14 protein-coding genes are annotated in these 13,203 nt (G+C 52.7%); 3 read left to right on the forward strand and 11 right to left on the reverse strand.

Annotated elements, in window-relative coordinates; all coding sequences use genetic code 11:
* Positions 1–35 precede the first annotated feature (35 nt).
* On the forward strand, positions 36–2,945 hold the full coding sequence (gene gcvP / locus ACYZZ0_RS14125; RefSeq protein ID WP_461537278.1) for an aminomethyl-transferring glycine dehydrogenase: 2,910 nt from the start codon (positions 36–38) through the stop codon (positions 2,943–2,945).
* 106 nt (positions 2,946–3,051) lie between these two features.
* Entirely contained in the window at positions 3,052–4,185 is a 1,134-nt protein-coding gene (gcvT, locus tag ACYZZ0_RS14130) for a glycine cleavage system aminomethyltransferase GcvT (protein ID WP_461537279.1), read from the forward strand.
* A gap of 122 nt (positions 4,186–4,307) precedes the next feature.
* Here the strand turns inward: gcvT and ACYZZ0_RS14135 are convergent, their stop codons facing one another.
* The 6 genes from ACYZZ0_RS14135 to ACYZZ0_RS14160 all read right to left on the reverse strand — a co-directional run bounded on the left by ACYZZ0_RS14135 (position 4,308) and on the right by ACYZZ0_RS14160 (position 7,721).
* Entirely contained in the window at positions 4,308–4,763 is a 456-nt protein-coding gene (locus tag ACYZZ0_RS14135) for a DoxX family protein (protein ID WP_461537280.1), read from the reverse strand.
* Positions 4,764–4,780: 17 nt separating this feature from the next.
* Entirely contained in the window at positions 4,781–5,560 is a 780-nt protein-coding gene (locus ACYZZ0_RS14140; RefSeq protein ID WP_461537281.1) for an HvfC/BufC family peptide modification chaperone, read from the reverse strand.
* A complete protein-coding gene (locus ACYZZ0_RS14145; RefSeq protein ID WP_461537282.1) occupies positions 5,557–6,459 on the reverse strand; it encodes an MbnB/TglH/ChrH family RiPP precursor modification enzyme in 903 nt (300 codons plus the stop codon). The genes ACYZZ0_RS14140 and ACYZZ0_RS14145 overlap by 4 nt, the downstream gene beginning before the upstream one ends.
* Positions 6,460–6,499: 40 nt before the next feature.
* A complete protein-coding gene (locus tag ACYZZ0_RS14150) occupies positions 6,500–6,784 on the reverse strand; it encodes a BufA1 family periplasmic bufferin-type metallophore (RefSeq protein WP_461537283.1) in 285 nt (94 codons plus the stop codon).
* Positions 6,785–6,844: 60 nt separating this feature from the next.
* The gene (gene trxA, locus ACYZZ0_RS14155; protein WP_461537284.1) at positions 6,845–7,177 is read right to left on the reverse strand and encodes a thioredoxin; all 333 of its coding nucleotides are present in this window, start codon (positions 7,175–7,177) and stop codon (positions 6,845–6,847) included.
* Positions 7,178–7,238: 61 nt separating this feature from the next.
* Entirely contained in the window at positions 7,239–7,721 is a 483-nt protein-coding gene (locus ACYZZ0_RS14160; protein ID WP_461537285.1) for a YHS domain-containing (seleno)protein, read from the reverse strand.
* Positions 7,722–7,883: 162 nt separating this feature from the next.
* Between ACYZZ0_RS14160 and ACYZZ0_RS14165 the strand changes: the two genes are divergently transcribed.
* Positions 7,884–8,714, forward strand: coding sequence for an AraC family transcriptional regulator (locus ACYZZ0_RS14165; protein ID WP_461537286.1), 831 nt, complete (start codon positions 7,884–7,886; stop codon positions 8,712–8,714).
* 79 nt (positions 8,715–8,793) lie between these two features.
* On the opposite strand, the gene ACYZZ0_RS14170 is transcribed toward ACYZZ0_RS14165, so the two are convergent.
* The 5 genes from ACYZZ0_RS14170 to dctP all read right to left on the reverse strand — a co-directional run bounded on the left by ACYZZ0_RS14170 (position 8,794) and on the right by dctP (position 13,135).
* A complete protein-coding gene (locus ACYZZ0_RS14170; protein WP_461537287.1) occupies positions 8,794–9,141 on the reverse strand; it encodes a RidA family protein in 348 nt (115 codons plus the stop codon).
* Positions 9,142–9,176: 35 nt separating this feature from the next.
* Positions 9,177–10,292, reverse strand: a complete 1,116-nt coding sequence (locus ACYZZ0_RS14175; RefSeq protein WP_461537288.1) for an NAD(P)/FAD-dependent oxidoreductase — start codon at positions 10,290–10,292, stop codon at positions 9,177–9,179.
* Positions 10,289–11,719 (reverse strand): FAD-dependent oxidoreductase, encoded by a 1,431-nt coding sequence (locus ACYZZ0_RS14180; RefSeq protein WP_461537289.1) that lies wholly within the window; start codon positions 11,717–11,719, stop codon positions 10,289–10,291. The genes ACYZZ0_RS14175 and ACYZZ0_RS14180 overlap by 4 nt, the downstream gene beginning before the upstream one ends.
* Positions 11,712–12,050 carry a (2Fe-2S)-binding protein gene (locus ACYZZ0_RS14185; protein WP_461537290.1) on the reverse strand — a complete coding sequence of 113 codons (339 nt, stop codon included), beginning with the start codon at positions 12,048–12,050 and terminating at the stop codon, positions 11,712–11,714. The genes ACYZZ0_RS14180 and ACYZZ0_RS14185 overlap by 8 nt, the downstream gene beginning before the upstream one ends.
* Positions 12,051–12,139: 89 nt before the next feature.
* Complete coding sequence (dctP, locus tag ACYZZ0_RS14190; RefSeq protein ID WP_461537291.1) at positions 12,140–13,135, reverse strand: TRAP transporter substrate-binding protein DctP; 996 nt, start codon at positions 13,133–13,135, stop codon at positions 12,140–12,142.
* Positions 13,136–13,203: the final 68 nt, after the last annotated feature.

The raw sequence follows: 13,203 nt of genomic DNA on the forward strand, positions 1-13,203 counted from the left end.
ATGCAGGATGCAGCCGGTGACCAGAAGGAAAGAACATGGCCGTTGAACAACAGGTACACGACGGACAGGCGCCGCTGGCAGACCTGACCACGAACAACGCTTTTGCCCCTCGTCATATTGGCCCGAATGCAGCTGAACAACAGGCCATGCTTTCCGAACTGGGAATCGAATCCCGGGACAAGCTGATCTCTGACACCGTACCGGAGAGCATTCTGCTGGACGGTCTGAATTTGGAAAAAGGCAAGAGTGAACAGGAAGCTCTGGCTTACCTGAAGTCGCTTGAAGAGCAGAACACCGTTAACAAGTCATACATCGGTGCTGGCTACTACAACACTCATACCCCGAATGTCATCCTGCGTAACGTGCTGGAAAACCCGGGCTGGTACACCGCCTATACACCTTATCAGCCGGAAATTTCCCAGGGCCGTCTGGAAATGCTGCTGAACTTCCAGCAGATGATCATGGATCTGACCGGCATGGAAATCGCCAACGCTTCCCTGCTGGACGAAGGCACCGCTGCTGCAGAGGCCATGACCCTGTGCCGTCGCGCCAACCGCAGCAAGCATCAGGTGTTCTTTATTGCCGATGATGTTCATCCGCAAACTATCGACGTCATCAAGACCCGTGCGGAATATCTGAACATTCCGGTTGTTGTCGGTAACCCGGCAACCGACCTGGACCAGCACGAAGTGTATGCTGTTCAGCTGCAATACCCGACCACTTACGGTGATATCTCCGACATTCAGGCCATCGCAGCCAAAGCCAAAGAACAAAAGGCGATGGTATCTGTTGCCACTGACCTGCTGGCACTGACCCTGCTGAAATCACCAGCCGAGCTGGGTGCCGACGTTGTCGTGGGTAACAGCCAGCGCTTTGGTGTACCGATGGGCTTTGGTGGCCCGCACGCTGCATTCCTGGGTGCCAGTGAAAAGCTGAAGCGCTCCATTCCGGGCCGTATTATCGGTGTATCCAAGGATGCCCGCGGTAACCAGGCACTGCGGATGGCAATGCAGACCCGTGAACAGCATATCCGCCGTGAGAAAGCGACCTCCAACATCTGTACCGCTCAGGCTCTGCTGGCCAACATGGCTGCAGCATACGCCATCTATCACGGCCCTGAAGGCCTGAAGATGATTGCCGAGCGTGTTCATCGCTCTACTTCCATTCTGCAGAAAGCACTGACCGCTGCCGGCTTCGAAACCAACAACACTTTCTTCGACACCCTGACCCTGAACGTCGGAGACAAGCAGGGCGCGATTTATCAGCGCGCACTGGATAAAGGCTGCAACCTGCGTCCGGTTGGCAATGACCGTCTGGGTATCAGCCTCGACGAAACTACCACTGCAGATGATATCGCCGAACTGTTCCACATCTTTGCCGGTGACGATGCCAGCTTTGACCTGAACGCGTTCGATCAGGCCGTTATCGGCGGTGAAGCAACCGGTATTGCAGTAGATCAGCGCCGTACCGATGCCATTTTGACCCACGAGACCTTCAACAGCTATCACTCCGAAACCGATATGCTGCGTTACCTGAAGCGTCTGGAAAACAAGGACTACTCTCTGGTGCACGGCATGATCCCGCTGGGTTCCTGCACCATGAAGCTGAACGCTACTGCACAGATGATTCCAGTGACCTGGAACGGCTTTGCCAACGTTCACCCGTTTGCTCCACGTGATCAGGTTCGTGGCTATGAAGCCATGCTGCAGGAACTGAGCGATGCACTGGTTGAAATCACCGGCTACGACAACATGTCGCTGCAACCAAATTCCGGCGCCCAGGGTGAATACGCCGGTCTGCTGGCAATTCGCAAGTACCAGGAAGCCGAAGGTCAGGGCAACCGCAATATTTGCCTGATTCCATCTTCCGCTCACGGCACCAACCCGGCTTCTGCCGCCTTGCTAGACATGAAAGTTGTCATCGTTAAATGTGACGAAGACGGAAACATTGATGTTGACGACCTGCGCGCCCGGGCTGAAGAGCACAGCGACAACCTGTCTGCCCTGATGGTTACCTACCCGTCTACTCACGGTGTTTTTGAAGAACAGATCCGTGAAGTCTGCCAGATTGTTCACGATCACGGCGGTCAGGTTTACATGGACGGCGCCAACATGAACGCTCAGGTCGGTGTTTCCAAGCCGGGCGAAATAGGTTCCGACGTATCTCACCTGAACCTGCACAAAACCTTCGCTATTCCTCACGGCGGTGGCGGTCCGGGCATGGGTCCGATTGGCGTCAAGAGTCATCTGGCACCTTACCTGCCGAACCACGTTGTCAGCCCGATTGAAGGCAACAACGAAGGTATCGGCGCAGTTTCTGCTGCACCATTTGGCAGCGCTTCTATCCTGCCGATCAGCTGGATGTACTGCCTGATGCTGGGTCGTGAAGGCCTGCGCAGCTCTACTGAAGTAGCTATCCTCAACGCCAACTATCTGGCTGACAAGCTGGCTGCTCACTACCCGATTCTGTACCGTGGCCGCAACAACAAGGTCGCTCATGAGTGCATCATCGATATTCGTCCGATCAAGGAAGAAAGCGGTGTAACCGAGGAAGATATTGCCAAGCGTCTGATGGACTACGGCTTCCACGCTCCGACCATGTCCTTCCCGGTTGCCGGCACTCTGATGGTTGAGCCGACCGAGTCCGAGTCCAAGTACGAGCTGGATCGTTTCATTGAAGCGATGATCTCCATTAAGGAAGAGATCACCAAGGTTCAGTCCGGTGAATGGCCTGCCGACAACAACCCGCTGGTTCACGCGCCACATACTCTGGTTGATCTGAGCAATGCCGAATGGGATCGCCCTTATTCTCGTGAAGAAGCAGTGTTCCCGTCCCAGGCTACCAAGCTGTCCAAATACTGGCCGACTGTGAACCGGGTCGACAATGTTTACGGCGACCGCCATTTCATTTGCTCCTGCCCGAGCATCGAAAGCTACATGGACTAAGGGCCATATAGAACCAACGCTTGCTCCGTGGCGGCCGGTCTTCCCTTGACTCAGGACCGGCCGCCATTTCCAGACTTTTTCGAGCTTAGAATTAGAGGAAGACTTCATGTCTGAAGCTGTACTGAATAAAACCCCGCTGTTCGATCTGCATGTGTCTCTGGGCGGTAAAATGGTGCCTTTCGCCGGTTACGAAATGCCGGTTCAGTACCCGCTGGGCGTAAAAAGCGAACACCTGCATACCCGTGAAAAAGCCGGTCTGTTCGACGTTTCCCACATGGGTCAGGTTATCCTGAAAGGCGAAGGCGCAGCTGCCATGATGGAGTCTCTGGTACCTGTGGATATCATCGACCTGCCTTCCGGCAAGCAGCGTTACGCGCTGTTCACCAATGAAGAAGGTGGCATTCTGGATGACCTGATGGTTACCAACTATTCCGGCGAAGCAGGTGAAGAGCTGTACGTTGTCGTAAACGCCGCATGCAAGGACCAGGATATTGCTCACATGCGTGCTCACCTGCCTGAAGGTGTAGAGCTGGAAGTTCTGGAAGACCGCGCACTGGTTGCCCTGCAGGGCCCGGCTGCTGCTGAAGTGATGAAGCGTTTTGCGCCGAGCACTGCCGAGATGGTCTTCATGGACTCCCGCAAAATGAGCATCGAAGGTATCGACTGCTTTATCAGCCGTTCCGGTTACACCGGTGAAGACGGTTTTGAAATCTCCATCCCGGCTGCCGATGCTGAAAAGCTGTGCCGCCTGCTGCTGGATCAGGAAGAAGTCGAAGCGATTGGCCTGGGTGCCCGTGACTCCCTGCGTCTGGAATCCGGTCTGTGTTTATACGGCCACGATATCGACACCACCACTACACCAATCGAAGGCAGCCTGATCTGGGCTATCAGCAAGATTCGTCGTAATGGCGGTGACCGTGCGGCAGGTTTCCCGGGCGCTGACAAGATTCTGGGTCAGATCGAAACCAAAGAATTCGATACCAAGCGTGTGGGTCTGCTGGGCTCCAGCCGTGCGCCTGTTCGTGAAGGCACCGAGCTGGTAAATGCTGATGGCGAAGTGATCGGCAAGGTAACTTCCGGCAGCTTCGGTCCGACTATCGGCGCACCGGTAGCCATGGCTTATGTTCAGAAAGCCTACTCTGCACTGGAAACTGAAGTATTTGCTCTGGTACGTGGCAAGCAACTGCCGATGACTGTCAGCCGTATGCCGTTTATCGAGCAGCGTTACTATCGTGGCTGAGCGTGGCTGAACATGATTGAGCGCGGTTGAACATAACCAGCCGCGACTGAGCAAGAAGATTTACCTGCAATAAAAAACGCCCTCTGTTTAAAACAGAGGGCGTTTTTGTTTTAAGAGTCGCTTTATTTTCTGGCGCTTAAAAATGTATCAACAGAAATTTTTCCAGCGCCCCAGAGTGCAACAACAGCTAACAGCAATCCCCAAATAACATGCAGATTAAAAGCTGCCGGTGCCATTTCAGAAAAGCTCAATACCGCTACAACATTCACCGCTGACAATCCCAGCGCGCCAACCCGGCCAAACAATCCGAATGCCAGTAATACCGGGAAGATTAATTCACCTGCAGTACCCAACCATGCGGCAACAACCGGTGATAACAGTGGCACTTCATATTCCAGCTCAAACAGGAACAGGGTTGTTTCCCAGTCATCGATTTTAGTCAGACCGGATGCAAAGAAGACCCAGGCAACATAAAGTCGTGCAGCCAACAAGGCAACAGGTTGCAAGTAGTTTAGTAATCCGGACAAACCGTCATTCAGGCCAATCAGTGTCGACCAGGCAGAATTAGCTTTATTCATTGGCGTTGTCATCCTTTTCAATCGTTTTCAGGCGCTGCATAGCCGATAACAATATGGTTTTCGATCGCGTCCGGAAGCCAGCTTTCAAACTGAAAAGAGTGACTGTCTTCTCTTTGGCTCAGGTCTTCGAAAGACTGATCGATATTTACTTTTCTTTGCTGGCATTCAATCCAGACTTGTTCTGCCGAACTGACTGCCCTGATTTCTGTACGCCAGTGTTTACGCCAGATAATCACTGTCTCGCCAGCCCGGTCTTGTAACTTCTTTCCAGCCTGCGTCAGCAAGGCTTGTTGCTCACTGCCTTCGACATTATGAGCCAACCAGATTGAGTGAACCGGATATTCAGATACCAGTAGTCTCAGAGCCGGATTAATTACCAGATGTCCGGCTCCTGCATTTGAAGCCGACAGCTGTTGCAGTGATTCAAAATTGAGCTGTGTGTCCTCGGTTCTGCCAAGCTGATGACTGAACCAGTCTAGCCGCGCCATATCCGGCAGATACGGTAGTTGCTCAGATAACCCGGACAGTTCCAGCCATTCAGGGAAGCTGTCACCCCATTCAGCCCAGTCTCCCGCCACTAGCGGCGAATGTCGCAGGTACTGGCGACAGGCGTCTGCAAACCGTGTTTCACCCAGCAGCTGATGCACCACTGGAAAACTGATGGCTAATGCCCGCCTGGCATTGGCTTCAAGGTTGCGCCTGTATGCCTCCAGCCCGCGACGATCAAACTCATGATGATCGGAATCATCCAGAATTGCGCTCAGGAGACCGGGCTGAAAATCGCTGCAGAGTGTCACACCGGTTGCTCCTGAAATGAGTTCTCTGATAAAGCGTTGCACGCCTTTTCCGCAATCCGACGGGCCTTATTCGCCTCATTCAGCAGTACCTGCCACTCTGGCAGCTGGGTATCCCACTCGATCAGGGTCGGCACCTGGCCGAAGCGGGTAATCGCATGGTGATATCCATCCCATACGGTGTCAGAAACTTTCTGGCTGTGATCATCAATGACCAGCCCGCCTGGCTGTGCCGGTGTGCAGCCGGCCAGATGAATCTCGCCAACATGGGTCGCAGGAATCTGATCCAGCCACTGCTTAATACTGACCGCCACATTTTCAATGCCGGTATTGACCGCGTTAACGGCCAGATTGTTAATATCCACCAGCAACCGGCATCCGCTTCGCTCAGCCAGCTCTGTTAAAAATTCTGTTTCGGTTAAAGTGCTGCCCGGCGGTTCAAGATAGGCACTCAGGTTTTCAACCAGAATCTGTCGTCCCAGTCGTTCCTGCACCTGCAGCACATTCTCGGTCATTACCTGCAGCATGCTTTCGTTAAAGGCAATGGGTAACAAATCACCGGCATGAACCAGTTGTTCACCCACAACCCCCTGCCCGAAAGCCGCATGATCAGAAATCAGTGCCGGAGATATCCGGTCAGCCAGCTGAACCAGGGAATCCAGGTGCCGGGGGGAGATACCGGCAACCGAGCCCAGACCCAGAGAGGTCCCGTGCAAGCTGACCGGATAGCGTCCGGCGACTTCTTCCAGTACCCCCAGTGTTGCGCCACCGCGGGCAAAGAAGTTTTCAGAATGGACTTCAAAAAAATCGATATCAGCCGGGGCGGCCAGCGCATCATGATAATGAACATGCCTCAAGCCTATTCCGACAGGCGTGCGATCTGAAAACCATGTTCTGCTCATAATGCCTGGCCCCCCAGCCAATAACTTCAAAGCGGACGAATTACTTCTCGTTCAGTTGCTCTTTCAGACGCTTCTGCGCTTCTGCCTTGGAGAAACCACCCAGGTCATCACAGGTGCCTTTGGCTACAGCCATCCATTCACCGATATCATTATCGGTTTCAGCCTGACCGGCACAGGAGTGAGTTCCCGCCAGGTTAGCGCAGTCATTCTGACCCGCTTTGGCGACGCCATAGCATTTCTCTTTGGAGCCCGCCTGAGCTGCAGAGATCGCACCCATGGAAATAACCGCAGCCAGTCCGGCAGAAATCAGGGCTTTGTTGTTCATGTTTCATTCCTGTATTTAATTTGTTTTATCCACAGTGGCTTTTTACTGCAGCCAGACTGATCAAGAGACAGATTCGAGGTGCTTGTTCAGCCACTGACTGACACCCGCTTCAGGTTGAGCACCAACCAGTTGATCCACTGGTTTACCCTTGTGCAGCAGCACCAGAGTTGGTATTCCCCGGACACTGAACTGGCCGGCTAGCGCCTGCTGTTCATCAACATTGACTTTGGTGGTCGTGAGCTGATCTGCATATTTCTGTGCCACACTGTCCAGTACCGGCAGCATCATTTTGCAGGGGCCACACCAGGGAGCCCAAAAGTCCACCAGCGTCCAGTCAGAATCCGAACTGACCTGTTCGAAATGGGCCTTGTCCTTCAGTTCCAATACACTCATCTCTGTCTCTCATCCCTATACTGTTAATCCGGCGGTATGGATTCACACCGCTTTCAAAGAATTATTTTTCCAGCAGTTCTCTGGCAGAGATTTCCCGGATGCGCGGCCATGCTTCATTGGCTGTGGAGATGTAACCGGGCACATCGGTCAGCCACTTGTTCTGCACTTTCTTGTTCAGGTTCAGATAGAGCTTTCCATCAACCACCTTCCAGGCATTCGGATCACCATCAAACTTTTTCTCTACTGATGCACCGAAAGCGCAATAGCCACCATACTGAGGCGCATATTTGGTCGGGTTGGCTCTGAAAGCATCCCGGTTTTCTTCAGAAGAGAATTTGAAAATCGCGTTCTTGTAAGTCGCGGTGTATTCAAAGGAGCCTTCAGTCGGCTTGCCTGCAGTGAAGTAACTCACCGGGTCATAACCGTGCAGGGCAATATCATTGTTATCAGCGTTGATATCTGCATCAGCAGCGAATACGCTACCGGCAAAAGCCAGAACTGATACGGCCGCAAAGGTTTTGAATGAGGTCTTCAGGAAGGTCATGGCTGTTCTCCGTCATGTTGTTGTCTGTCCATGTGGAGAAGAATACTCGGGGCTTTGATATTGTTTGGTGCAGATCGTCTTTAAGTTGAATCCGAAAGTCCAGCCGGCCAGTAAAGAGACAAACAACCAACTGCACTTTCGTTAATCACAGGTAATAAACTGATGGACCAGCTGTCCCGCGTACTTGAGCGACTTTCAGTCTCCGCCGGTGTTTTTTATTCCGGCAAGCTCTGTGGGCTTTCCGCTTTTGATGATCCCGGCAGCACAACAGGTCATATTCACTTGCTGAAAACCGGACAGCTGACAGTAAAAGAAAAGAATAAAGAACCTGTCGTCCTGACAGGCCCGGCGCTGTTGTTTTATCCCCGGCCTTATCCACACCAGATCACGGCAGAAGAAACAGATAACGTCGAGATTGTCTGCGCTTCCGTAAACTTTTCTTCCGGAGCCGCCAGCCCTGTTGCTGCATCACTCCCTCCCATCATCTGCCTGCAGCTGGATGCCAGTGACCGGATAAACTCGGCAGCACAATGGTTGTTTGAGGAGGCATTCGGTGATCATGACGCACGCCAGACCATGATGAACCGACTTTGTGAAGTACTGGTGCTGGAGCTACTGCGCCATGTCATCACCTCAGGAAATATCAGTAGCGGTCTGCTGGCAGGACTGGCAGATACCCAGTTAGCCCGGGTAATAGACACCATTCATCAGCAGCCGGAAAAGAACTGGACTCTGGTTGAACTGGCTGAAGTTGCCGCCATGTCCCGCTCACGTTTTGCTGAACACTTCAAAACCGTGCTGGGACAGACACCGGGAGATTACCTCACCAGTTGGCGCATAGAATTGGCAAAAGGATTACTGAAAAAGGACAAGCCTGTCGGCTTTGTTGCCAATGAAGTGGGTTATGAAAATGCATCGGCCCTGGCCCGGGCATTCCGCAAGAAGACAGGCTTTTCACCCAGAGAGTGGCTGGATAACTCTGAATCACGCTGACCTCCGCAGGTACGGCATGACTGAGTTACCCAAACCATTCCAAACCTGCTAACCACAGAGCCTGTGGTTAGCTCAGGTCTTATTGAGCAGCAATAACACTCAGCTCAACCAGAATTTCCGGACGGGCCATACGCGCTTCAACACAGGCTCGAGCCGGCTTTGGCATATCAGCAACCCAGGCATCCCAGACTTCATTCATGGCAGCAAAGTCTTTCATATCGCGCACATAAATGGTGGTCGACAGGATCTTGCTCTTGTCGGTACCGGCTTCAGCCAACAGGCCTTCCACCTTTTCCAGACAACGACGGGTCTGCTCGGCAATATCCCACTGCGCTTCACCAGCAGTCTGACCACACAGGTAGACAGTGCCGTTGTGTTTAACAATCTTGCTCATGCGCTGGGTAGAACCAATGCGTTCAATGCTCATTATTTCAACTTTCCTAAGCTAGGGTTTGGCAGAGATTAGAGGACTTTGCGCTCAAACCGGTCAATACGGAATGGATGTAGATCAAAGCCAACCTTGCTACCGGTCACAAGATCAGCCATTACCTGACCGACAATCGGTCCCATCTGAAAACCATGGGCCGAAAAGCCAAAGGCATGCCAGGCATTTTCAGCATTCACACTGGCACCGATCACCGGCAGGTTATCCGGCATATAGGCTTCCAGTCCGGCCCACATTCGGTTGATTGAAGCAGTTTTCATAATCGGGAAAAACTCGGCAACATTTTTCGCTCCGATAGCCAGCTTCTTGTAATCCAGCCGGGTACGATTGTTATCCCGGTCAGCAAAGCCCTTGGAGCCACCACCGATCAAAACAGTGCCATTTTCAAACTGTTTGAAAGAAAGCGGTCGGCTGACAGCACCCACAACCGGCGTCGCAAAGTGGGGCATGCGGGTTGTAATCATCAGCATCGGTGCGCTGTGAGTCAGTGGCACATTATCACCGATCATTACCGACATTTTTTCTGCCCAGGCACCGGCGCAGTTCACCAGATGTTTGCATTCGTAGCGATCATCTCGCGTTTCTATCAGCCAGTTTGGACCTACTTTTCTGATACGTTCTACGGCCTTGCCTTCAACAAACCGGGCTCCATGACGTTCAGCGGCACGGCGAAAAGCCAGTGTCGACTGATAGGGAATGGCATAGCCATCTGTTTCTGAAACGACCCCGCCCACACAGAAAGGTGAAACATGCGGCAGCCGTTCCCTCAGCTCCTTTTGATCAATAATCTGCTCATGGGTATAGCCCAGACCATGCATGACTTCACGACGCTTATAGAGGGTTTCCATATCCGCTTCATCCGCCGCAATATTAATCAGTGAGCGGGCACGAAAACCGGTATCAGCCTCAAGTTCTTCATCCAGTGTCGGCCATAACGCCATCGCCGCTTTGCTAAGTGGCACCTCAGCTACGTCACGACCAAGGAGACGTACACCACCAGCATTCACTCCGGATGCATGACGGGACACCCAGTCCTTTTCCAGCACCGTAACCTGCACACCCCGTTTCGCCAGATGATAGGCTGTAGAGCATCCCTGAATACCGCCACCGACAATAACTACTTCGGTATTCATACGGCCTCCTTGTCAGCCATCGCATCTTCGTACACTGGTCGGGGGGTTATTTCCGAGAAAGCACTCATCTCGGTCAGGCTCAATAGTTTCATCGGTGAACGCAGCCGGTAATAGCCAACATCGGCAACAGGTTGATTTCGCCATTGTGCCAGCAGCTCACTGACTGTATGGCCACATTGCCGCCCCTGACAGGGTCCCATGCCGCAGCGGGTCATACCCTTCAGATCATTGGGTCCTTTGCCGCCCAGTTCAAAGCCCTGCTTCAGATCTGCTAGTGTGCGTTCTTCACAACGACAGACAACGGTGTCTTCCTGCTGAGGAATGCGACACTCATCAATCGGACGATAAAGGTGGTCTATAAAGCGGCGAAAGCTGTTCAGACTGTCCAGAGTACGCTGGCTTGGGGTCGCCCTCTGGTTACGCTCCTGCTCAGATATTTTTTCCAGCCTGAACAGCTTGTTCAAGGCAACGATGTCTCCCATCGCTGCGGCACCATCAGCACCGACAATACCACTGCCATCACCGGCAACCGCAACTGATGGCACCGAACTCTGTCCCCAGGTATCCAGCTTTGGCTTCCAGCATAACTGCTGTTCACTCCATTCCAGCTCAAGGCCGAGAGCTCGGGACATATTAAGATTGGGGATAACGCCCTGATGCAGGAAGAAATGATCCGCTTTCAATTGATAGTTTTTGCCACCGGATTCAAACCGAATACTTGTAGCTTTCCCTTCACCGGCAATAGCAAGCCCGGTTGCAGCGCGATAAACAGGAATACCGGCTTTGGCGATTTTTCCAAGTAGCCCCAGCCCTTTCACTACCATTCCCGGTTTTGTGGCCGCATCAAGCGTATAGCGAGCTGATGAGGCATAGGATGACCAGGGAGTGGTATCAATCAGCGCCCGAACCGGAACTCCGAGATCAATATATTGCGCAACAATCTGATAGAGCAGCGGGCCGGTGCCAACGAAAATAGCATCATCACGAACAATGCCTTCCGCCTTTAACATGACCTGGGCACTGCCGGCAGACATCACGCCAGGCAGGTGCCATCCAGGTATCGGAAAAGGCCGCTCCATCGCACCGCAGGTCACTATGATTTCTTTTGCAGCCAGGCGACGAGTTTCATTGTTGTAGGAGAAAAGAATCTCGCCGTTATCACCAACATGCCAGACGGATGCCTGATACAGTTTTTCGGCTGCACAATTGTCAAAGGCTTCGATCAATTGCCGGCCTTTCATATAATCAGGCCCCAGTACTTCCGGAGACGGCAAAGGACTGGCCGTTACATTGCGGTAGATCTGCCCTCCAGCTCTGGCTTTTTCATCCAGAACTATGACTGAAGCGCCACCCGCTGATGCTGTAATGGCAGCCGACATACCTGCAGGGCCGGCTCCGATAATCGCAATATCGAAACAATCACTCACAGCCCTGACCTCCGGCTGCATCAATAATTTCAGGGCAGGCAATACTCTGTTCGGTAATGGCCTGATGTTTCACCTGCATCCCCTGCCTGACTTCAACCAGACAGGCCTGCCGGTTGGGTATGCCATCAATTTCAACCAAGCATTCAAAACAGACACCCATGGCACAGTAAGCCGATCGCTCCTGCTGTGTAACAGGAGACAATCGGGTATGGGTATCACCGGCAAGGACCATGGCAGCCCAGACTGACGAACCTTCGGAGACGGAAACGGTTTGGCCGTTAATGTTCAGCTCTACTTCTGGCTTTTTATCAAGGCGCAATGAACGGAACATGGCGCGAACACCCTGCTGGATAAGCTATCTCTGGATTAGGAAAAGGTGTGGCGGGGAGTAGTGCCACACCTGCGTCGACTATTAGTTATTTAGTTGTTGATCTGGCTAAGGATCTTGTTACCCCAGTCTTCACCAACATCTTTCAGGATTTGCGGCCAGACTTCCTTGCGTACTTTTTCCGCAGCAGCGGCCAGTTCGGCATCAGAAACCTTGACGATCTTGGCGCCGTTGTCAGCCAGCTTCTGCTCAAAGGCAGTCTGGTCAGTTTCGGCCTTGGTCCAGCGCTTGTCTTCAAAGGCAACAGCCGCCTGCTGCAGCACTGCACGGTCCTTGGCATCCAGATCATTAAAGGTCTCGGTGTTAACGATCATGTACCAGACTTCAAAGTGAGTATTCACCGGAATATAGGTCTTGGTCACATCACGGAAGGAAGCGTAATAACCTTCAGCACCGGAACCGACAACACCGTCAACAACACCGGTCTGTACCGCAGTAAAAGCTTCGGAGAAAGGAATCGGTGAGCTGATATAACCCAGCGCATCACTGGTCAGCTGGAAGCTTTTGATGCCTGGCACACGAACCTTGATGCCTTTGTCCACAGACACATCACCCGGTGATACCGCATCTCGGTTCAGGGCGACGCCACCGAAGTAAACCGGATAGGCTGCCAGCATGGTAATATCCTGCTTGGCATACAGCTCTTTCATCGCACCGTAGATTGCACCACCTGGGCCATAGATATCCCGCGCCTGCTTCCAGTTTGCAGCAATGTACGGGAAAGCACTGATCTGCATCTGGCGGGAAGCTGCAGTAGCTGCCGGCTGTACCGCCATATCAATGGCACCCAGAGAAATACGCTCCTGCACAGTGGTGTAGTCACCCAGTGCGCTGGCGGCATAAATTTTAACTTTTACGTTGCCGTCAGTAGCCTGCTTTACTTCAGCAGCAAAATCTTTCAGCTCCACATCAACACTGGCACCCTGGGGGCGGATGTGACTGATCTTGAGGGTTTTGGCTTCTGCAACAGCGGTCAGCCCCATAGCACTGGCCAGCAGTGCAGCGCCTAAAATGCGATTAAACTTCATCTGACTTCCTCGGCTTTTGTTCTTTTCGTTTGTTATTGTTTTTGGTTACTGCTCTTTTCCGGAGGCTG

This window comes from Spongorhabdus nitratireducens (assembly GCA_947387575.1).
Classification (GTDB): Bacteria; Pseudomonadota; Gammaproteobacteria; order Pseudomonadales; family Endozoicomonadaceae; genus CANDOC01.